Raw genomic sequence first — 21,008 nt, 5'->3', positions numbered from 1 at the left:
TGCCGGGCGGCATTGGAGGCTGCAGGGTGCCAAAGGCGACGACGTCCGGATCCCGGCGGGGTGGTGCGAAGAAGACCGGCACCACCCGGACCGCGCGCACCACCAAGGCGGCCCAGCGCGCGGAGATGACCGAACAGATCCTCGACGCGGCCGAACACCTGTTCTCCCGCGACGGGCTGTACGGCGTCACGCTGAAGGACGTGGCCGAGCGCGTGGGCGTGCACCACACCCTGGTCAACTATTACTTCAAGGACAAGCAGACGCTGTTCGACGCGGTGATCGCGCGTCGCGCCGGCGTCACCAGCAGCGCGCGCATGCAGGCGCTGGACGCCTACGAGGACGCCTGCAAGGGCAAGCCCACGGTGGAAGGCGCGTTGCGCGCGTTCCTGGACACCGACCTGGACCTGTACAGCCAGGGCGGCGAGGCGTGGAAGAACTACGGCGCGCTCGGCGCGCTGATGTCCAACACCCGCCACGGCGGCGAGCTGATGGACCAGCACTTCGACCCGGTGGTGCTGCGCCTGATCGGCCTGCTCAAGCGCGCGCTGCCGGAAGCGGCCGAGGAGGACATCTTCTGGGGTTACCACTTCGTCACTGGCGCGCTGATGCTCACCCTGGCGCGCACGGGGCGCATCGACCGCCTCTCCGGCGGCCTGTGCCGCTCGGACGACTACGAAGCGGTGAAGGCGCGCATGGCGAAGTTCATGGCCGCCGGCTTCAAGACCATCTGCAAACCGCGGAACGGAACGCGTTCGAAACCCGGCTGAGCGCCGGTGCGCTCCCGTTCCGTGCCTCACGACAAACGGGAGTTCGATGATGCCACTGAAGGGAAGGACAGCGATCGTCACCGGTGCCGGCGGCGGCCTGGGTCGCCAGCATGCGCTCTACCTGGCGCGCAAGGGCGCGAAGGTCCTGGTCAACGACCTGGGCCTGGAGGCCGCCGAGGCGGTCGCCGCGGAGATCCGCGCGGCCGGCGGCGAGGCGATGGCGGTGGCAGCTTCGGTGACCGACGAAGCCGCGGTCGCGGCGATGGTGCAGCGCGCGCATGACGCATGGGGCCGCATCGACATCCTCATCAGCAACGCCGGCATCCTGCGCGACAAGAGCTTCGCCAAGATGGACCTGGACGACTTCCGCCTGGTGGTGGACGTGCACCTGATGGGCGCGGCGATCTGCTGCAAGGCGGTGTGGGAGGTGATGCGCGGGCAGGAATTCGGCCGCATCGTCCTGACCACCTCGTCCAGCGGCCTGTACGGCAACTTCGGCCAGGCCAACTACGGCGCGGCGAAGATGGCGCTGGTCGGGCTGATGCAGACGCTCGCCATCGAGGGCGCCAAATACGGGATCAAGGCCAACTGCCTGGCGCCGACCGCGTACACGCGGATGATGGAAGGCATCCTGCCGCAGGAGCAGCTGGACGTGCTGGATCCGGCGCTGGTCAGCCCGGCGCTGCTGCCGCTGGTGGTCGACGACGCGCCGACCCGCGCGATCGTCTGCGCCGGTGCCGGGCATTTCGCCCGCGCCTACGTGACCCTGACCGAGGGCCGCCATCTCGGTGGTGGCGACGACGCCGGCGAGCGGCTGATGGCGTCGTGGGACGCGGTGTCCGATCCCGGCGGCCAGGTCGTGCCCGACTACGGCTTCACCCAGGCCGAGCGCGAGGTCGCCAGCGCGCTGCGCGCCAGGTCCGGCGTGCCCGCCTGAACCCGGGGGGATCGCCATGACCGACGTGTTCCTTGTCTCGGCCGTGCGCACGGCCATCGGCGCGTTCGGCGGCAGCCTGCGCGACGTGCCGCCGTCCGTGCTGGGCGCGGTGACCGCGCGCGAGGCGATCGCCCGCGCGGGTATCGATCCGTCCGCGATCGGCCACGCGGTATACGGGCAGGTGCTGCCCAGCGAGCCGGCCGATGCCTACCTGGCGCGGGTGGTCGCGGTGAACGCGGGCGTGCCGGTGGCGGCGCCGGCGTTCACGGTGAACCGGTTGTGCGGCTCGGGCCTGCAGGCGATCGTGTCGGCGGCCCAGTCGCTGCTGCTCGGCGACTGCGAGGTGGCGCTGGCCGGCGGCGCGGAGTCGATGAGCCGGGTGCCGTTCCACGTGCCCAGCCAGCGCTGGGGGCGCAAGCTCGGCGACGCGGTGATGGTGGACGCGCTCAACGAGGGCCTGAAGGACCCATTCGACAAGGTGCTGATGGGCATCACCGCGGAGAACGTGGCCGAGCGCCACGGCATCGACCGCGGGAGGCAGGACGCGCTGGCGCTGGAGAGCCACCGGCGCGCGGCGCGGGCGATCGCGGAGGGACGCTTCGAGGGCCAGATCGTGCCGGTGGAGGTGGGACGTCGAGGCAGGGAGACGGAGTTCCGCGTGGACGAGCATGTGCGCGCTGGCGTCACCGCCGGCGACCTGGCCGGCCTGCGGCCGGTGTTCAAGGCCGACGGCACGGTGACGGCTGGCAATGCCTCGGGCATCAACGATGGCGCGGCCTCGGTGGTGCTGGCCACGGGCGAGGCGGTGCAGCGGCACGGGCTGAAACCGCTGGCCCGGTTGGTCGCCTACGCGCACGCGGGCGTGGAGCCCATGTACATGGGCATGGGCCCGGTGCCGGCGACCCGCGCCGCGCTGGCGCGTGCAGGGCTGCAGGTCGGGGACCTCGACGTGGTCGAGTCCAACGAGGCCTTTGCCGCGCAGGCCTGCGCGGTCGCCGATGCGCTGGGCCTCGATCCGGAGAAGACCAATCCCAACGGCAGCGGCATCTCGCTCGGCCACCCGGTCGGTGCGACCGGCGCGATCATCACGGTGAAGCTGGTGCACGAGCTGCACCGCACCGGCGGCCGTTACGGCCTGGCGACGATGTGCATCGGCGGCGGCCAGGGCATCGCCGCGATCTTCGAGCGGGTCTAGGCGAGGGGAGGCCACATGCCGTCGCCACGCGACGGCATGCGGGGCAAGGCCGCAAACAGCGGCAGCAATACCCGCGCGCGACCGCGGCCCGTGGCGTGCGTTCGGGGCGTGGCTTCGTTCCTTTCCTCTCCCATCCCGGGGAGAGGGGGCTTCAGAACCCCACCCACTCCCGCAACGGATGGGTCGGATCCGCCAGCAGCCGCAACGCCAGCAGCAGCGACACCGTCACCAGCAGCGGCTTGATCACCTTCGCACCCTGGCGCATGGCGAAGCGCGAGCCCAGGCGTGCGCCCAGCACCTGGCCGGCGCCCATCACCAGGCCGACCTTCCACAGCACCGCGCCGGACCCAACGAACACCGCGAACGCGCCCAGGTTGGAGCCGAAGTTGAGGAACTTGGTGTGCGCGGTGGCCTTGAGGATGCCGAACCCGGCCAGGCCGACGAAGCCCAGCATCAGGAACGAACCGGTGCCCGGGCCGAACACCCCGTCGTAGAAGCCGATCACCGGCACGAAGGTGAGGGCGAAGGCCTTCTCGCTGATGCGTCGATGCCGCTCCACCGCGCCGACGTCCGGCTTGAGCCAGAAGTACAGGGCGATGCCGAACAGCAGCAGCGGCAGCACCGCGCGCAGCCAGCTCCCGGGGACCACCGTCGCAAGCAGCGCCCCGGCGACTGCGCCTGCGGCCGCGGTGAGCGCCATCGGCAGCTGCGCGCGCAGGTCGACGTGGCCATGGCGGGCATAGCTCCAGCTGGCCGTGCCGGCGCCGAACAGCGACTGCAGCTTGTTGGTACCCAGCGCCTGCAGCGGCGGGATGCCCGCCAGCAGCATCGCCGGGATGGTGACCATGCCGCCGCCGCCGGCGATGGAATCGATGAAGCCGGCCAGCAGGCGGGCGAGGAACAGCAGCAGCAACAGCTGCAGGGCAAGCTCGGGCATGGGACGCGGGGCCTCGGCGCGGATGGGCCGGCAGGGCGGGCATTGTAGGCGCTGCCCGGAGGGTGCCCGCGGCCGATGGTTACAGGTCGAAGCCCAGCAGCAGCGGGTCGTGGTCCGAGCTGCGCCACGGGCCGGGCTCGTTGCGCCCGGCGTAGCCGGCGTCGTCCGGCTCGTCGGCGTTGACGTGCCACTCGGCCGCCCCGCGCAGCGCCGGCGCCAGCGCCGGGCTCAGCAGGGCGTGGTCGAGGCGCCCGCTGAGGCCGTCGTACACGTAGCTGTACGGCCTTTCGACCCTGGCCGCGGCGAACGCGTCCACCCAGCCCTCGCCATGCAGCCAGTGCAGCGGATCTTCCATGGCATAGGCGTTGAAATCGCCCAGAAGCACGATGCGCCGGGCGCGGCTGCCGGCCGGCACGGTTTGCAGCCAGGCATGCAGGCGCCGCGCCGATTCGGTGCGCAGCGCGTTCCAGCAGCCCTGGCCGTCGCCCTGGTCGGCGTCGGCGCCGGTCGCTTCGCTGCAGCCCTTGGACTTGAAGTGGTTGGCGACCACGACCAGGTCGCGCTTGCCGCCCTTGCGCACGAAGGCCTGGGCCAGCGGCACCCGGCTGCGCGCGCCGAACGGGCCGCCTTCCAGCACCGCCGGGGCGCCGCGCGGCTCGACCCGGTCGGCGCGGTAGATCAGGCCGACGCGGATGCTGTCGCTGCCGGGGCCGCGGCCGGGGTCGACGAAGCGCCACTGCGCGCCACCGGCGTTGAGCGTGTCCACCAGCTGGGCGATGCTCGAGTCCGGCCCGTAGCCGTCGTTCTCCAGTTCCATCAGCGCGGCGATGTCCGGGTCCAGGCCGTGCACGGTGGCCACCAGCTTGGCCAGCTGCGCCTGCATCGCCGCGTGGGTCTTCGCCCCGCGCGGGGTGGGGAAGCCGCCGCCGCGGCCGTCGCCGTTGAACAGGTTCTCCAGGTTGAACGCCGCCACCTTGAGCGTGCCGGGCACGCGCGGCGGCTGCGGGCGCGGCGCCGCCTGCAGCTGCAGCGGACGCTCGACCTGGATCCGCCAGCTGCCGTGGCGGCGCTCGAGGATGCCTTCCACGCCGTGCACCACGCTGCCCACGCGCGGGGTGGTGGCACCGCCGAGGTACGCGATCGTGGCCGGGTTGCGCTGGCTGCTGCCATCGTCCAGCAGCAGCCGCTGGCGGGCGTTGGCCGCGGCCAGGCGGGCGTGCTCGGGGGTGCCGGGCAGGGCCAGCTCGCTGGGCTGCCACTGGCGTCCGGCGAAACTCACGGTCAGTTCGCCGTAGCGCTCCAGGGCGTGGGTACCGGTCACCGTCAGCGGCGCCTCGATGCGCACGCGCATGCCCTGCAGCGGTTCCCAGCGTTGCGGCAGCGCGGCCAGGCGCACCGGCTCCACCGGGATGGCGGCGCGGCAGGGGCCGATCCGCGCCGGCGCCAGCGCGCGCAGGCGGTCGGCACCGGCGCGCAGCTCCACCAGTTCGCCGCTGACCTGGCAATGCATGCCCGGGCCGAAGCCCGGCGGCACCTCCGCGTCGGCGTCGGCCTGGACCAGCAGCGCGTCGGGGGTGTCCGGGTCGCCGTCGCCGGCGTCCTGCAGGTAGAAGCCACCCAGCCCGGCGCGGAAATCGGCGCTGACCACGCCCTCGACCTGCACCGGGGCCGCCTCGGCCCCGCCGCGGTGCAGGCTGCTGATGGCGACCGTGGCCGGCGCCTCGGCCAGCGCCAGCGCGGGCGCGGCCAGCAGCAGCGGGGCGAGCAGGAAGCGGGCGTGGCGGCCCGGCATGGAACGGCGGTACTGCATGGGGATCCTTGGCCGCGGGGGCCGCAAACGAGGACGCCGCCCGGGGGCGGCGTCCTTGGTGGTTCGCGTGCTGCGCTTACTTGAGGTTGTCGAGCATCCAGTCGACCGTGGCCTGGACCTGCTCGTCGGTCAGCGCGGGGTTGCCGCCCTTGGGGGGCATCACGCCGGCGCTGCCGGTGAAGCCCTCGATGGCGTGCTTGTACAGCGTGTCCTTGCCCTGGGCGATGCGCGAGGCCCACGCGCCCTGGGACAGGGTCGGGGCACCGCCGACGCCGCCGCTGTGGCAGGCGCCGCACAGGTTCTGGAAGATCACCGAACCGTCGGTGGTGCCGCCGTAGGCGACCTGCGAGGCGGCGGCGGCCGCGGCAGCCGCGGCGGCGGCGGCCTGGGCGGCGGCGCCGGTGTCGCCGGCGTAGACCGCGCCGACCGGCGCGATGCGCTCCTGGGTGCGGGCGGCGGCCGAGGGCGAAACCTCCGGCGGGATGCGGCCGTGCAGGTGGGAAGCCAGCAGGATCAGGCCGAGGGTGATCAGGGCCAGCATGCCCAGCACCATCGAGAAACGCTTCAGGAATTCCAGGTCGTAGTTGCGCACTTCGCGTCCTATTGGCGAGCGGCCCGGGGCCGCAGCTGGCCGATTATAGGGACGGACGCGCCGGCTTCGGAAGCGCGGCGCCCCGCAGGGGGCCGCCGGATGGCCCGCAGGCGGCCCTGTGTCGCAATTTCCTGCTGCGCCGCAGCAGGAAGCGGTAACCCCGGCAACTGCCCCCGGACACCGCCGGCCCGGCGCGAATCGCCCTGCGGACGCGGGGTTGCGCAGCCCCGGCGCGGATGCGCGCCGGGGCCGGGCCGCCGCCGCCGCCGCGCCCGTCGCGGCTTGCTGCCGCGCGAATTGACAGCGCTGACAGTTTGGCCGGAGCCTCTGCGCCGACCGGTCCAGCCCTTCCGGAGGGCGGTTGCCGTCCGGGGCCCAGATAACGTCACCAGGGAGGAAGCACCTTGAGTAGCAAGCTTGCCGGCGCGCGCGCGCCGGGCGTCCGCATCGGTACCACACTGGCCACGGCGCTGGCCCTGGCCCTGCTGGCTGGCTGCGGCAAGAGCGAGGCCGACGCCGGCGCTCCGGCCGCCACCGCGGCCGCCGCCGACGGCAGCATCAACCCGGAGAACTGGCCGCAGGTCGAGTGGCCGCTGCAGGCCGACGCGGAGGTCGAGCAGAAGATCGACGCGCTGATGGCCAGCATGACCGTGGAGGAGAAGGTCGGCCAGATCATCCAGGGCGACATCGCCTCGATCACCCCGGACGACGTGCGCAAGTACCGCCTCGGCTCGATCCTCGCCGGCGGCAGCTCCGACCCGGGCGGCAAGTACAACGCCAGGCCGGAGGAGTGGCTGAAGCTGGCCGACGCTTTCTGGGAGGCGTCGATGGATACCTCCGGCGGTGGCAAGGCGATCCCGGTCATCTGGGGCATCGACGCCATGCACGGCCAGAGCAACGTGGTCGGCGCCACCCTGTTCCCGCACAACGTCGGCCTGGGCGCGACCCGCAACGTCGAGCTGCAGCGCCGGATCGGCGAGATCACCGCGATCGAGACCCGCACCACCGGCATGGAGTGGACCTTCGCCCCGACCGTGGCGGTGCCGCAGGACGTGCGCTGGGGCCGCGCCTACGAGGGCTACTCGGAGAACCCGGAGCTGGTGGCGCAGTTCGCCCGCGCCATGGTGGAAGGCCTGCAGGGCAAGGCCGGCGCGCCGGACTTCCTGGACGACCGCCACGTGATGGTCTCGGTCAAGCACTTCCTCGGCGATGGCGGCACCAGCAAGGGCCGCGACCAGGGCGACAACCTGGCCAGCGAGGCCGAGCTGCGCGACATCCACGCCGCCGGCTACGTCACCGCGATCAACGCCGGCGCGCAGGCGGTGATGGCCTCGTTCAACAGCTACCACGGCACCAAGCTGCACGGGCACAAGCCGCTGCTGACCGACGTGCTCAAGGGCCGCTTCAACTTCAACGGCTTCGTGGTCGGCGACTGGAACGGCCACGGCCAGGTCAAGGGCTGCAGCAACGACAACTGCCCGGCCACCTTCGCCGCCGGCCTGGACATGGCCATGGCCCCGGACAGCTGGAAGGGCATGTACGAATCCACCCTGGCCGCGGTCAAGGACGGCATCCTGCCGATGGAGCGGCTGGACGACGCCGTGCGCCGGATCCTGCGGGTGAAGTTCCTGATGGGCCTGTTCGACAAGCCCAAGCCCTCGCAGCGCGCGCTGGGCGGCAAGTTCGAGCTGCTGGGCGCGGCCGAGCACCGCGAGGTCGCGCGCCAGGCGGTGCGCGAGTCGCTGGTGCTGCTGAAGAACCAGGGCGGCCTGCTGCCGCTGTCGCCGAAGCAGCGCATCCTGGTGGCTGGCGACGGCGCCGACAACATGGCCAAGCAGGCCGGCGGCTGGACCCTCACCTGGCAGGGCTCCGGCACCACCCGCGCCGACTTCCCCAACGCCGACACCATCTGGGACGGCCTGCAGCGCGCGGTCAAGGCCGCCGGCGGCAGCGCCGAGCTGGCGGTGGACGGCAAGTACAAGGCCAAGCCCGACGTGGCCGTGGTGGTGTTCGGCGAAGAGCCGTACGCCGAGTTCCAGGGCGACATCGCCAACCTGCTGTACAAGCCGGGCAACGACGCCGACCTGGAGCTGATCAAGCGCCTGAAGGCCGACGGCATCCCGGTGGTGGCGGTGTTCCTCACCGGCCGCCCGCTGTGGATGAACCGCGAGATCAACGCCGCCGACGCCTTCGTGGTCGCCTGGCTGCCGGGTTCGGAAGGCGCGGGCGTGGCCGACGTGCTGCTGCGCAAGCCCGACGGCAGCGTCAACCACGACTTCAAGGGCAAGCTGAGCTTCTCCTGGCCGGCGCAGGCGGCCGAGGGCAACGTGCGCTCGCCGGACTACAAGGCGCTGTTCCCGTTCGGCCACGGCCTGACCTACGCCGACAAGGGCGACCTGGACCCGCTGCCGGAGGACTCCGGCATCGACGGCCTGCACGCCGCCCCGGGCGTGTACTTCGCCAACGCCATGCTGGCCCCGGGCCTGGCCATGCGCGTGGAGAACGCGCAGAACCACACCGCCCAGATCACCACGGTGCCGGCCGGCCTGCACGACGACAGCATCCGCGTCACCGCGGTCGACCACGAGCGCCAGGAGGACTCGCGCCGCCTCGCCTGGTCCGGCACGACCCCGGCCACGGTCTCGGTCTACGCCGAGCCGGCCGTGGACCTGTCGCGCGAGACCAACGGCGACCTGCTGCTGGTGCTGACCCTGCGTCCGGACCAGGTGCCGGCTGCCGGCAACGTCGGCCTCAGCGCCGGCCAGGGCCGGCCGGTGGCGTTGCGTGAGGCGCTGGCGAAGCTGCCGGCCGGGCAGTGGACCACGCTGGGCGTGCCGCTGAAGTGCCTGGCCCACGCCGGCGCCGACGTGTCCGCGCTGGACGTGCTGGCGCGCCTGCACAGTGACGCGGCGACCACGCTGTCGATCTCGCGCGTGGCGATCGGCGCGGTCAGCGAGGCCGAGCACATCGTCGACTGCCCGCGCGGCGAGTAAGGCGACACCCGGGGCCGGTGCCTGGCACCGGCCCCGCACGCGGCCACCGGCGGGCAGCCGGGGCCGATGTTTCGCGCAAAACTTTGCTGCAACGCAGTGGCCGCGGCGCCCTGCGCATGGCCTGGCCCAAGCAACCATGCGCCCCGCCGCGGCGGCCGCGGGCAGCCGCCAGGCCCGCACGGTGGCGCGTTTGACAGCGCTGCCGCGGCCACCGATAAGACAGCGCTGTCAGGCGTCGAGGGGAGGGCCGGTCCGCGCACCAGGGCGTACGCGGCCCGGAGGATGCCGGCGATCCGCCGGTGGCCCCGGTTCCACCTTCCGCGCCGGAGCTGCGCAATACGGCGGCCAGCCGCCGCCAGCCCAATGGATCTGGAGGAACCGGAGTGGAACTCGCGACGCTGGACATCGCCATCGTGCTCGCCTACCTGGCCGGCATCTTCATCCTCGCGCAGCTGGTTTCGCGCGAGAAAGCCGGCCACCAGAAGTCGGCCTCCGACTACTTCCTGGCCAGCAAGTCCCTGCCATGGTGGGCCATCGGCGCTTCGCTGATCGCGGCCAACATCTCCGCCGAACAGATCATCGGCATGTCCGGCTCCGGCTACGCGCTGGGCCTGGCGATCGCCTCCTACGAATGGATGGCCGCCGCCACGCTGCTGATCGTCGGCAAGTTCTTCCTGCCGGTGTTCCTGCGCAACAGGATCTACACCATGCCGCAGTTCCTCGAGGAACGGTACGGCACCCGCATCCGCACGCTCATGGCCGTGTTCTGGCTGGGCCTGTACGTGTTCGTGAACATCACCTCGATCCTGTGGCTGGGCGCGATCGCGGTGAACCAGGTCACCGGCATCGACCAGATGACCGCGGTGGTGCTGATCGGCGTGTTCGCGCTGGTGTACCAGCTGTACGGCGGGCTGAAGGCGGTGGCGCTGACCGACATCGTGCAGGTCACCCTGCTGGTGCTCGGCGGCCTGATGGTGACCGGCCTGACCCTGTCGCAGATCGGCGGCGGCGAGGGCATCCTCGCCGGCTTCCAGCGCCTGTGGGACGCGCACCCGGGCCACTTCGAGATGATCCTCGGTCCGGACAACCCGTTCTACAAGGACCTGCCCGGCATCAGCGTGCTGGTCGGCGGCATGTGGATCATGAACGTCAGCTACTGGGGCTTCAACCAGTACATCATCCAGCGCGCGCTGGCGGCCAAGGACCTGAAGGAAGCGCAGAAGGGCGTGCTGTTCGCCGCGTTCCTGAAGCTGCTGATGCCGGTGATCGTGGTGCTGCCGGGCATCGCCGCGGTGGTGCTGGCGCCGTCCCTGGACCGGCCCGACCAGGCCTATCCGACGATGATGCGACTGCTGCCCAGCGGCATCCTCGGCCTGGTGTTCGCCGCGCTGGTGGCGGCGATCGTGGCCTCGCTGGCGTCGAAGATCAATTCGGTGGCGACCATCTTCACCCTGGACTTCTACGCCAAGATGCGCCCGGACGCCGGCCAGCCGAAGCTGGTGCGGGTGGGGCGCATCGCCGCCGCGCTTTCGGTGCTCATCGGCATCCTCACCGCCAAGCCGCTGCTGGGCAGCTTCGACCAGGCCTTCCAGTACATCCAGGAATACACCGGCTTCTTCACCCCGGGCATCGTGGTGATCTTCGTGCTGGGCCTGTTCTGGAAGCGCGCCAACCAGGCCGGCGCGCTGGCCGCGGCGATCGGCTCGTTCGTGCTGTCGATCGTGCTCAAGCTGGCCTGGCCGGGGCTGCCGTTCATCGACCGCGTCGGCCTGGTGTTCCTGCTGGCGCTGGCGCTGGCGGTGGGCGTATCGCTTGCCACCGCGGCGCAGCGCGAGGGCAGCGACCTGATCCGCACCGACGACGTGGACTATTCGACCACCGCCGGGTTCAACATCGGCGCCCTCGGCGTGGTCGCCATCCTGGTGGCGCTGTACGCGACCTTCTGGTGAACGCGGGAGCGCACGACGGACGGCAGCAGGACCCGCGCCCGGGACCGGTCCCGGCGCGGGCCCGGATCGAGGACGTGGCCGCCGCGGCCGGCGTCTCGATGAAGACCGTCTCGCGCGTGCTCAACAACGAGCCGGGCGTGCGCGAGGCCACCCGGCTGCGCGTGCGCGAGGCGGTGGCGGCGCTCAACTACCGACCGGACCCGTCCGCGCGCAGCCTGGCCGGCAACCGCTCCTACCTGGTGGCGCTGCTTTACGACAATCCCTCGCCGAACTACCTGATGGAGGTGGTCACCGGCGTGGTCGATGCCTGCGAGGCGCACCACTACGGCATGGTCATGCAGCCGGTGGCGCACCGGGCGCCGGGCTGCGTGGAGGCGGTGGACGCGCTGCTGTCCGGCGCGCGCCTGGACGGGTTGATCCTGACCCCGCCACTGACCGACAGCGACGCCCTGCTGGACCGCCTGGACCAGCGCGGCATCCCGTTCGCCTGCATTTCCCCGTACAAGCGCGAGGGCCGCATCGGCGTGACCCTGGACGAGCACGACGCGGTGTGCGAGCTGGTGGCGCACCTGGTGGCGCTGGGCCACCGCCGCATCGGCCACGTGCGCGGGCATCCGGACCACGGCGCCAGCGAGTGGCGCCTGGCCGGCTACCGCACCGCGCTGCGCCGCGCCGGCCTGCGCTACGACCCGGAACTGGTGGTGCCGGGCGAGTTCTCGTTCGATTCCGGGCTGGAAGCGGGACGCCGCCTGCTGTCGCTGCAGCCGCGGCCCACCGCGATCTTCGCCGCCAACGACGACATGGCCGCCGGCGTGATGCGCGCGGCCAGCGAGATGGGCCTGCGGGTGCCTGCCCAGGTCTCGGTCTGCGGCTTCGACAACACGCCCATCGCCAAGCACATCTTCCCGCAGCTGACCACGGTGCAGCAGCCGACCCGGGACATGGCCCAGGTGGCGACCATGCAGCTGCTGGCGGCGATCCGCGACCGCGGCGCCGGCAGCATGGTGCACATGCCCTACGCGCTGCAGCTGCGCGATTCCACCGGGCCGGCCCCGCCCGACTGAGGCCGGTCCGCCGCGCTCAGGCGGCCTCGCGCACCACGATCCGCAGCGGATCGTCCCACTGCCGCAGCAGCTCGGCTTCGCGGGCCTTGGCCGCGTGCAGGTGCGCTTCCTTGACGTGGCCGTAGCCGCGGATCTGGTCCGGAATGGAGGCGATCTGCGCGGCCAGGCCGACGTTGCCGGCGTCCAGCTTCGGCAGCAGGCGCTCGATGGTGGCGAAGTAGTCCTCCACCAGCTGCCGCTCCTTGCGCCGCTCGGCGGTGCGGCCGAACGGATCGAACGCGGTGCCGCGCAGGAACTTCAGCTTCGCCAGCCAGCGGAACGCGGTGAACACCCACGGCCCGTACTCGCGCTTGACCAGGCGGCCGTGCTCGTCCTTCTTCGCCAGCAGCGGCGGGGCGAGGTGGAAATGCAGGCGGTAGTCGCCCTCGAACTGCTGCTGCAGGCGGCGCTGGAAGTGGCCGCCGGTGTACAGGCGTGCGACCTCGTACTCGTCCTTGTAGGCCATCAGCTTGAACGCGTAGCGCGCCACCGCCTCGGTCAGCGCGGTGGAGCCGGGCACGCGTTCCTGCTCGACCGCGCGCACCTTCTCCACCAGCGCGGTGTAGCGCGCGGCATAGGCGCGGTCCTGGTAGGCGGTGAGGAACACGCGGCGGCGCTCGACCAGTTCCTCCAGGCTGCGCGACAGGCGCAGGTCGTCCAGGGGCAGCGGCGCGACGTTGCCGGAGGCCGCATCCAGCGGCCAAGCCTGGCCGCTGCCGGCGGCATCGGCCGCCGAGGCCGGCAGGCCGCGCCATTCGCGCCCGCCGCTGGCCGGGCGCGGCGCGCTGGTGCTGCCCCATTCGCTGCCTTCCCAGTCGCCCGGCGGCAGCACCTGCAGGTCGTCGGCGATGCCCTCGCTGGCGGTCACCGGGTTGGACACCAGGCCGGCGGCGCGCGCCACCGCATCCGGGTCGACCGCGGCCAGGCGGCCCCAGGCGAAGGCCTGCTTGTTCATCTCCACCGCCGCGCCGTTGAGCTCGATCGCGCGCATCAGCGCACCCTCGGACAGCGGCACCAGGCCCAGCTGCCAGGCATGGCCGAGCATGAACAGGTTGGTGGCGATGGCGTCGCCCAGCAGCGCGGTGGCCAGCTGGGTGGCGTCGAGCAGGCGCGGCTCGCGCCCGCCCAGGGCCAGCCTCACTCCGGCGATGATCTCGGCCGCGGGGAAGTGCAGGTCAGGCTGGGTGGTGAAGCTGCCGGGCATGGCCTCGTAGGTGTTGAGCACCACTTCCGAGCGCTCGGCGCGGACCTTGGACAGCGCCCAGTAGTCGTTGACCACGACCATGTCGCAGCCCAGCACCAGGTCGGCCTCGCCGGCGGCGATGCGCACGGCATGGATGTCGGCCGGCCGGCGCGCCAGGCGCACGTGGGTGGTGACCGCGCCGCCCTTCTGCGCCAGGCCGGTCTGGTCGAGCACGGTCGCGCCCTTGCCTTCCAGGTGGCCGGCCATGCCCAGCAGCGCGCCGATGGTCACCACGCCGGTGCCGCCGACGCCGGTGATCAGGATGTTCCAGGGCCGCTCCAGGTCGGTACGCGGCTGCGGCGCGGGCAGGTTGTCGAGCAGGGCCGCGGCCTCCGCGCGCGGGCCCTTGCGCGGGCGGCCGCCATGCACGGTGACGAAGCTGGGGCAGAAGCCCTCGACGCAGCTGTAGTCCTTGTTGCAGTTGGACTGGTCGATCTGGCGCTTGCGCCCGAACTCGGTCTCCTGCGGCAGCACCGACACGCAGAAGCTCTTCTGCCCGCAGTCGCCGCAGCCCTCGCACACCAGGGTGTTGACCATCACCCGCTTCGGCGGGTCCTCGAGCTTGCCGCGCTTGCGCCGGCGGCGCTTCTCGGTGGCGCAGGTCTGGTCGTAGATCAAGATCGACACGCCCTTGACCTGGCGCAGGCGCCGCTGCACTTCGTCCAGTTCCTTGCGGTCGTGGAACTCCACGCCCGGCGGGAACAGTTCGCGCCTGTGCCAGCGCGAGATGTCGTCGCTGACCACCACGATGGTGTCGATGCCCTCGGCGCGCATCTGCCAGGCGATGTCCGGCACCGTCAGGGTGCCGTCCACCGGCTGGCCGCCGGTCATGGCCACCGCGTCGTTGTAGAGGATCTTGTAGGTGATGTTCACCTTCGCGGCGACGGCCTGGCGGATCGCCAGCGAGCCGCTGTGGAAGTAGGTACCGTCGCCGAGGTTCTGGAACACGTGCTCGGTCTCGGTGAACGGCGCCTGGCCCGCCCAGGTGACGCCTTCGCCACCCATGTGGGTGAAGGTGTCGGTGGAGCGGTCCATCCAGGTGACCATGTAATGGCAGCCGATGCCCGCCAGCGCGCGCGAGCCTTCCGGCACGCGTGTGCTGGTGTTGTGCGGGCAGCCGGAACAGTAGTGCGGCACGCGCGGGAACTGCGCGCGCGGCAGCGCCATCTCCGCCTCCTTCTCCTCCATCCAGCGCAGGCGCTGCTCGATGGATTCGGTCGTGAAAAAGCGCTGGATGCGGCGGCCGATCACCCCGGCGATGGTGGCCGGGGTCAGCTCGCCGGTGGACGGCAGGATCCACTCCCCGGCCTCGTCGTACTTGCCGACGATGCTCGGGCGCCGGCCCCAGGCCTCCGGCCAGTTGTAGAACTGCTCCTTCATCTGCCGCTCGATGAAGGCCCGCTTTTCCTCCACCACGACGATGTCCTCCAGCCCGCGGGCGAAGGCGGCGATGCCCTGCGGCTCCAGCGGCCAGGTCATGCCGACCTTGTACACGCGGATGCCGATGTCGCGGCAGGCTTCCTCGTCCAGGCCCAGGTATTCCAGCGCCTGCAGCACGTCCAGGTAGCTCTTGCCGGTGGTGACGATGCCCAGCCGCGCGCGCGGCGAGTCCAGCACGATGCGGTCGACCCGGTTGGCGCGGGCGAAGGCCTGCGCCGCGCGCACCGCGTAGCGGTGCAGGCGCATCTCCTGGTCCAGCGGCGGATCGGGCCAGCGGATGTTGAGTCCGCCCGGCGGCAGCTCGAAATCCTCCGGCAGCACGATCCGGCGCGCGAACGGGTCCACGTCCACCGAGGCGGAGGATTCCACCGTCTCGGCGATGGTCTTGAAGCCGATCCAGCGCCCCGTGTAGCGGCTCATCGCCCAGCCGACCAGGCCCAGGTCGAGGATGTCCTGCACCCCGGCCGGGTTGAGCACCGGCATCATCGCGCTGACGAACTCGTCCTCGCTGCCGTGCGGCAGGGTCGAGCTGCGGCAGGCATGGTCGTCGGCGGCCAGCGCCAGCACGCCGCCATGCCTGGAGGTGCCGGCGGCGTTGCCGTGCTTGAACACGTCGCCGCAGCGGTCCACGCCCGGGCCCTTGCCGTACCACATGGCGTACACGCCATCGACCTTCGCCCCGGGGAACAGGTTGGTCTGCTGCGTGCCCCAGACCATGGTCGCGCCCAGGTCCTCGTTGAGGCCCGGCTGGAAGCGCACCTTGGCCGCTTCCAGGTGCTTGCGCGCGCGCCACAGTTCCAGGTCGAAGCCGCCCAGCGGGCTGCCGCGGTAGCCGCTGATGAAGCCGGCGGTGTCGAGCCCGGCCGCCGCGTCGCGCAGCTGCTGCATCAGCGGCAGGCGTACCAGCGCCTGCACGCCGCTGAGGTAGACGCGGCCGTCGCGGCGCGTGTAGCGGTGTTCCAGGGTGTAGTCGGCGTCGAAGGTGGCGAGCCCGGGCTGGTCGGCGGACGCGGGCGAAGTCAGTTCGGCGGTGCTGGTCATGACAGGCCTGGAGCGTGGGCTGGGCCGGGCGCCCGGCTGTAGCGCAACATCATAAACAAGCGCGCATGGACGGGCATGACACACTGCGGCGCGAACCCGTGCCGCGGCGGCCACGAAGTGGGACAATAGGCGCCCCCCACATCCCGCTTTCCCCGATGAACCGCATGCATGCGCAAGCCGGAACCGATCCGGATTGCCACCCTGCCGATGCCGGGAGCCGCTGAGGCACGCCATGGCATTGGACGCATTCGCACTGATCCTGGCCATGCTCGCCCTCGGCATGGCCATGGGCCGCACCACCCTGCTGCCGGACAATGCGTCCGAGGTGCTCAACCTGGTGGTGCTCTACGTCTGCCTGCCCGCCGCGGTGCTGCTGTACGTGCCGCGCCTGCACCTGCAATGGTCGCTGCTGGGCATGGCGCTCACGCCCTGGCTGCTGATGGGCGCGACCTGGCTGCTGGTGGGCCTGGCCGCGCGCCTGTGGAAGTTCGGCCGCGAGCAGTACGCGGTGCTGCTGCTGTGCGTGGGCCTGGGCAACACCAGCTTCCTCGGCTATCCGATGGTGCGCGCGCTGCTGGGCGAGAGCGCGGTGCAGTACGCGGTGGTGTACGACCAGTTCGGCACCTTCGTGATGCTGTCCACCCTGGGCCTGTACGTGTGCGCGCGCTACAGCGGCGACGCGCCGCCGGGCCCGCGCCAGGTGGCGCTGCGGATCGCGCGCTTCCCCCCGGCCTGGGCGCTGCTGCTGGGCCTGACCCTGATGCCGGCCGAGCCGCCGCACTGGATCGGCGCCGGGCTGCAGCGGCTGGCCGACGCCATGCTGCCGCTGGTAATGCTGGCGGTGGGCCTGTCGATCCGTCTGCGCCTGCCGCGCGAGGAACTGGGCCCGCTGCTTGCGGGGCTGTCACTGAAGCTGCTGGTGATGCCGGCCATCGCCCTGCCGCTGTCGCTGCTGTTCGGCATGCCGCCGCTGATGCTGCGTGCCAACGTGCTCGAATCGGCGATGCCGACCATGGTCTCGGCCGCGGCGCTGGCCATGGCCCATGGCCTGGCACCGCGGCTGTGCGCGGCCCTGGTCGGCTACGGCATCGTCGTGTGCCTGGCCACGTTGCCGGCCTGGGTCTGGCTGCTGGGCCGGTTCCACGGCTGAGGCGGCGCGGCGGGGCATCGCCGCCGCGCCGCGCGCGCCGGGCTCAGGCTTCGACCGCCGCCGGCGCCGCGAACAGCCGGATCGGGCGGATGCCGTGGGTGCGTTCGGCCAAATCGGCGGTTTCCACCAGCGCCGCCAGCTGCTGCCGGTACAGGTCCAGGAACGCGTCCTCCAGTGGCAGCACGGCGCGCGCAAACGCGAACGGGTCGGCGCCGGCGCTGGAGTAGTGGCCGCAGCGCTTGAGCAGCAGCTGGCCCAGCGGCTGCCCGCTGCCGGGGACGGCGTCGTCGAGCCTGCCGAGCAGGGCGCCCACCTGCTCGCGGCAGCGCTCGGCGCGCGCATGCACGCGCGGCCGCAGCACTTCGTCGCCGCTGCCCATGCCGGCGTGCATGCGCATGCACACCCGCGCCTCCTGCAGGGTGCGCGCCAGCTCCGGCCAGTGCGCGTGCATCCTGGCCAGCAGCGCCAGGCGCGCCTCGGCCTCGTCGCGGGCCGCGCCGTCCAGGGTGTCCACCGCGTGCCGCAGGCGCCGCGCGAACACCGCCAGGATGCGCCGGGCCAGGTGCAGGTCCGGGGTATCCGCGGCCACGCAGGCGCCGTATTCGGCGCGCAGCGCGCCGGGGTCGGGCGGGCTGCCGTCGGGCATCACGAAGTCTTCTTCCTGGTCGAGCAGGGCGATCCACAGCGCCAGGGCGTCGGCGCGCTCGCGCAGGCGGTCCAGGCGCTGCCACAGGCCGGTCGCTTCCGGGCCGAGGCGGCGCAGTTCGTCCACGCTGCCCTGCCAGTCGAAGGCCGCCGCCGGCAGCAGGCCGGCTTCGGCCGGGTCCAGCAGCGGCACGCTGCCGAGCATGCCGTTGGTGTAGCGCTGCCAGGCCGCGGCGGTGGCGTCGGCCAGGCGGCCGCGGCCGAGCAGCTCGGCCGCGCCGATCAGCTGGCGCGGGCCGTAGTCCAGCTCCATGCCGGCGTAGTAGTGGGCGGTGACCTGGCGGCACAGCGCGGGGAAGTCGGCGAACAGCGCGGCGGCGGGACGGTCGTCGCGGAAGATGCCCGGCGCCTGCAGCGCCTGCGCGTTCGCGATCCGGGCCTGGTCGGCCGGATGCGAATCCCAGTAGCGCGTGGTGTCGTCGGACTGCAACTGGGCCTCGACCGATTCCCAGTCCTGCCTGCCCCACTGCTGCAGGCGCTGGGCGGTGGCGCCGGGCAGGTCGTCGACCAGGCGGCCTTCGCCCCAGGCCTTGCGGTTGAGCCGGTCGACCTCGTGCCAGGCATGTTCCAGCGCGCGCATGCGCAGCGCGGTCGCGGCGAAGGCCTCGCTGCCGGCGACCGTGGCCTCGTAGCGGTCGGCATCGAACTCCATTTCCTGGGACAGCCGCCGGCTCATGCGGAAGCTGAGCTGGAACATCCCGCGCAGCAGCAGGCGCGTGGCCCACAGGCAGGCCAGGGTCGCCAGGCAGGTGAGGTGGACGATGCCGCCCATTTCCTCGTCCTCCAGCCAGCGCCGCAGGCGCCCATCCCAGGCATCGTCCTGGTAGGCGCGCGACTCCAGCCAGTAGTTCACCCGGTTGATCAGGTGCGCCGCGCGCATGCCGCCGCGCTGGGCGAAGTGGCCGAACTCGTGGGCCAGCACCCCGACCAGCTCGCGCGCGCTCATGCCCGCCACCAGCGGCAGGCCGATGGTGAGGGTGCGCGCGCCGCCGAGCAGGCCGGCCGGGCCGGGCACGAACTGCACCCAGGCGTTGACCTGGTGGGTGAGGTGGATCGCGCGCGGCGGACGGATGCCGATGGCCGCGCACAGCGCGTGCACCGCGGCGGTGAAGCCGGGGTCCTGTTCCGGTTCCAGGCGTACCGGTTCCGGGGCGCGGGTGCGCGGGGCGAAGAACGGCTTGAGCAGGAACACCACCAGCACGCCGATGATGAAGCCCGGCGCGGTCCAGCCGACCAGGCGCAGCATGCCGTGGCCGCTGCGCGGGGCCCACTCCAGGTAGTAGTGCACGCCCAGCCAGGCCAGCCCGGCGACCAGGCCCAGGTAGGCCAGGGGTATCAGGCAGGACAGCACCGCCACCAGCCACAGCAGCAGGTCGTACAGCGGCTTGCGCGGCGGGCGCGGGATCGAACCGGGACGCAGCTGGCGCAGCTGCGTGGTGGGCGCTACGGCGTTGCCGGCGGGAATCGAGGACATCGTGCCAGGCCTCCTTGCGATGGCAGGGCGCATGCATGCCAGCCGCGCCGCCACGGGCGTCTTCCCTTGCCCGCGGACCTGTTCCATGGTTCGGCTGCGGCGGCCTGGCCCCCCTGGCCGCCGCGCCCGAGCATAGCCAAGCGCGCGGCGCGGCGCGAACCGGCGGCGCGGCTCAGTCCGCCGGCACGGTGCGCGGCAGGGCCCATTCGCGCAGCGCGCGGACCTGCTCGGCCATCAGCACCGACAGCGGGCGGGTGGCGCGGATCTCGTCCATCAGCAGGGTGGTGTCCAGCGGACGCTGCTCGGCGTGAGCGGCATACAGGCCGGAGACGATGGCCTGCTCGAGCTCTGCGCCGGAGAAGCCCTCGGCCGCGGCCGCCAGCGCCGACAGGTTGAAGCCCTGCGGCTGCAGCCCGCGCGCGGCCAGGTGGATGCGCAGCAGTTCCACCCGGGTGGAGGGGTCGGGCAGGTCGACGAAGAAGATCTCGTCGAAGCGGCCCTTGCGCAGCAGCTCGGCCGGCAGGTGCTGGACCTGGTTGGCGGTGGCCACCAGGAACACCGGCGCCTTGCGCTCGGCCATCCAGGTCAGCAGGTAGCCCAGTACCCGGCGCGAGACGCCGCCGTCGCCATCGCCGGAGTCGGCGGCCACGCCCTTCTCGATCTCGTCGATCCACAGCACGCACGGCGCCAGCTGGTCGGCCGAGGCCAGCGCCGTGCGCAGGTTCTGTTCGGTCTCGCCGTGGTACTTGGCGTACAGGGTGCCGAAGTCCAGGCGCAGCAGCGGCACCCCGAAGCCGCCGGCGATGGCCTTGGCCAGCAGCGACTTGCCGCAGCCCTGCACGCCCAGCAACAGGATCCCGCGCGGCGGCTCCAGCCCCGGCGGCGGGCTGCCGGCGAACGCGGCCTGGCGCAGCTGCACCCAGCGCTTGAGCCGGCGCGCGCCGGCGACTTCGTCCATGGCCGCCGCGTCGTATTCGTAGTGCAGGTGGCCGCTGCGGTTGAGCAGTTCGAACTTCAGCCTGGCCAGCTGCGGCAGGTCCGAGGCGGTGAGCGCACCGTCGGCGTGGATCAGCTGGCGGGCGATGCGGCGGGCGTCGTGCAGGTCCAGCCCCTGCAGGTGGCGCACGATCTGCTGCACCGCCTCGGCCTCGACCTCCACCCGGCGCCCGCCATTCTCGCGGGCGTAGGCCTCCGCCTCCTCGCGCACCAGCTTCAGCAGCGCCGCCGCGTCCGGCAGGCGCGGGGTGAAGCGCACCGCCATGGCTTCCAGTTCCGGCGGCAGTTCCACCTTCGCCCCGACCAGCACGATCACGTGCGGCTGGCAGTGGCGGCGCTGGAGGATGTCGCGCAGCAGGCGCTGGTGGCTGGCGTAGCCCAGGTAGGGGTGGAAGTCGAGCAGCAGGTAGATGCCGCGCTGGTCGGCCTCCTGGATCGCGCGCAGCACCGAGGAGGCGTCCGGCGGGCCCTGCGGCGGATCCTCGCGGTCCAGGTCCAGGCGGCGCAGGCCCTCGGTGATGGTCCAGCGGTGCAGGGCCCGCCACACGTGCAGCAGCGACTGCCGGAACAGCTCCACCACCCGGTCCTCGTCGCGGGTCTCGACCACCACCAGCGGCGTGTTGGCGCGGATCAGGGCGGTCAGGTCCTGCAGCTGGCTCATGGCACGTCCGTGTCG

General features: G+C 72.2%; 13 protein-coding genes. 7 read left to right on the top strand and 6 right to left on the bottom strand.

Annotated features, from left to right (window positions below; all coding sequences use genetic code 11):
* Positions 1 to 125 precede the first annotated feature (125 nt).
* Genes B351_RS0112335 through bktB form a run of 3 tightly spaced genes read left to right on the top strand, consistent with a single transcriptional unit; the run spans position 126 to position 2,899 of the window.
* Positions 126 to 767: a TetR/AcrR family transcriptional regulator gene (locus B351_RS0112335; RefSeq protein ID WP_019399345.1), complete on the top strand. Its 642-nt coding sequence runs from the start codon at positions 126 to 128 to the stop codon at positions 765 to 767.
* A gap of 49 nt (positions 768 to 816) precedes the next feature.
* Positions 817 to 1,704, top strand: a complete 888-nt coding sequence (locus B351_RS0112330; RefSeq protein WP_026010674.1) for an SDR family NAD(P)-dependent oxidoreductase — start codon at positions 817 to 819, stop codon at positions 1,702 to 1,704.
* A 16-nt stretch (positions 1,705 to 1,720) separates the two neighbouring features.
* Positions 1,721 to 2,899, top strand: a complete 1,179-nt coding sequence (bktB, locus tag B351_RS0112325) for a beta-ketothiolase BktB (protein WP_019399343.1) — start codon at positions 1,721 to 1,723, stop codon at positions 2,897 to 2,899.
* Positions 2,900 to 3,050: 151 nt separating this feature from the next.
* Here the strand turns inward: bktB and B351_RS0112320 are convergent, their stop codons facing one another.
* The 3 genes from B351_RS0112320 to B351_RS0112310 form a co-directional block, all read right to left on the bottom strand.
* Complete coding sequence (locus B351_RS0112320; protein ID WP_019399342.1) at positions 3,051 to 3,836, bottom strand: TSUP family transporter; 786 nt, start codon at positions 3,834 to 3,836, stop codon at positions 3,051 to 3,053.
* A gap of 79 nt (positions 3,837 to 3,915) precedes the next feature.
* Entirely contained in the window at positions 3,916 to 5,646 is a 1,731-nt protein-coding gene (locus B351_RS0112315) for an ExeM/NucH family extracellular endonuclease (RefSeq protein ID WP_019399341.1), read from the bottom strand.
* 76 nt (positions 5,647 to 5,722) lie between these two features.
* On the bottom strand, positions 5,723 to 6,238 hold the full coding sequence (locus B351_RS0112310; RefSeq protein ID WP_019399340.1) for a cytochrome c5 family protein: 516 nt from the start codon (positions 6,236 to 6,238) through the stop codon (positions 5,723 to 5,725).
* Positions 6,239 to 6,642: 404 nt separating this feature from the next.
* On the opposite strand from B351_RS0112310, the gene B351_RS0112305 reads away from it, so the two are divergent.
* From B351_RS0112305 to B351_RS0112295, 3 genes are all read left to right on the top strand, one after another.
* Positions 6,643 to 9,231, top strand: coding sequence for a glycoside hydrolase family 3 protein (locus B351_RS0112305; protein WP_019399339.1), 2,589 nt, complete (start codon positions 6,643 to 6,645; stop codon positions 9,229 to 9,231).
* 383 nt (positions 9,232 to 9,614) lie between these two features.
* Positions 9,615 to 11,180 carry a sodium/sugar symporter gene (locus B351_RS0112300; RefSeq protein ID WP_019399338.1) on the top strand — a complete coding sequence of 522 codons (1,566 nt, stop codon included), beginning with the start codon at positions 9,615 to 9,617 and terminating at the stop codon, positions 11,178 to 11,180.
* Entirely contained in the window at positions 11,177 to 12,244 is a 1,068-nt protein-coding gene (locus tag B351_RS0112295; protein ID WP_019399337.1) for a LacI family DNA-binding transcriptional regulator, read from the top strand. Before B351_RS0112300 ends, B351_RS0112295 begins: the two co-directional genes overlap by 4 nt.
* A gap of 16 nt (positions 12,245 to 12,260) precedes the next feature.
* Here B351_RS0112295 and B351_RS0112290 read toward each other — a convergent pair whose 3' ends face one another.
* Positions 12,261 to 16,007: an indolepyruvate ferredoxin oxidoreductase family protein gene (locus tag B351_RS0112290; RefSeq protein ID WP_019399336.1), complete on the bottom strand. Its 3,747-nt coding sequence runs from the start codon at positions 16,005 to 16,007 to the stop codon at positions 12,261 to 12,263.
* A gap of 232 nt (positions 16,008 to 16,239) precedes the next feature.
* Here B351_RS0112290 and B351_RS0112285 point away from each other — a divergent pair, with 232 nt between their 5' ends.
* Complete coding sequence (locus tag B351_RS0112285; RefSeq protein WP_026010672.1) at positions 16,240 to 17,157, top strand: AEC family transporter; 918 nt, start codon at positions 16,240 to 16,242, stop codon at positions 17,155 to 17,157.
* A gap of 43 nt (positions 17,158 to 17,200) precedes the next feature.
* Here the strand turns inward: B351_RS0112285 and B351_RS0112280 are convergent, their stop codons facing one another.
* Both B351_RS0112280 and B351_RS0112275 read right to left on the bottom strand, forming a co-directional pair.
* Complete coding sequence (locus tag B351_RS0112280; protein WP_019399334.1) at positions 17,201 to 19,336, bottom strand: M48 family metallopeptidase; 2,136 nt, start codon at positions 19,334 to 19,336, stop codon at positions 17,201 to 17,203.
* Positions 19,337 to 19,508: 172 nt separating this feature from the next.
* Positions 19,509 to 20,993: an AAA family ATPase gene (locus tag B351_RS0112275; RefSeq protein WP_019399333.1), complete on the bottom strand. Its 1,485-nt coding sequence runs from the start codon at positions 20,991 to 20,993 to the stop codon at positions 19,509 to 19,511.
* Positions 20,994 to 21,008: the final 15 nt, after the last annotated feature.

The organism is Pseudoxanthomonas sp. GW2 (assembly GCF_000283075.1).
Classification (GTDB): Bacteria; Pseudomonadota; Gammaproteobacteria; order Xanthomonadales; family Xanthomonadaceae; genus Pseudoxanthomonas.
Note: the sequence above shows the minus strand (reverse complement) of the source record. Positions and strands in the feature narration are given on the sequence as shown.

Coding starts and splice junctions, on each gene's coding strand:
- B351_RS0112330 (WP_026010674.1), top strand. CDS start 817: ATGCCACTGAAGGGAAGGACAGCGATCGTCACCGGTGCCGGCGGCGGC.
- B351_RS0112290 (WP_019399336.1), bottom strand. CDS start 16,007: ATGACCAGCACCGCCGAACTGACTTCGCCCGCGTCCGCCGACCAGCCC.
- B351_RS0112275 (WP_019399333.1), bottom strand. CDS start 20,993: ATGAGCCAGCTGCAGGACCTGACCGCCCTGATCCGCGCCAACACGCCG.
- B351_RS0112315 (WP_019399341.1), bottom strand. CDS start 5,646: ATGCAGTACCGCCGTTCCATGCCGGGCCGCCACGCCCGCTTCCTGCTC.
- B351_RS0112335 (WP_019399345.1), top strand. CDS start 126: ATGACCGAACAGATCCTCGACGCGGCCGAACACCTGTTCTCCCGCGAC.
- B351_RS0112280 (WP_019399334.1), bottom strand. CDS start 19,336: ATGTCCTCGATTCCCGCCGGCAACGCCGTAGCGCCCACCACGCAGCTG.
- bktB (WP_019399343.1), top strand. CDS start 1,721: ATGACCGACGTGTTCCTTGTCTCGGCCGTGCGCACGGCCATCGGCGCG.
- B351_RS0112320 (WP_019399342.1), bottom strand. CDS start 3,836: ATGCCCGAGCTTGCCCTGCAGCTGTTGCTGCTGCTGTTCCTCGCCCGC.
- B351_RS0112285 (WP_026010672.1), top strand. CDS start 16,240: ATGGCATTGGACGCATTCGCACTGATCCTGGCCATGCTCGCCCTCGGC.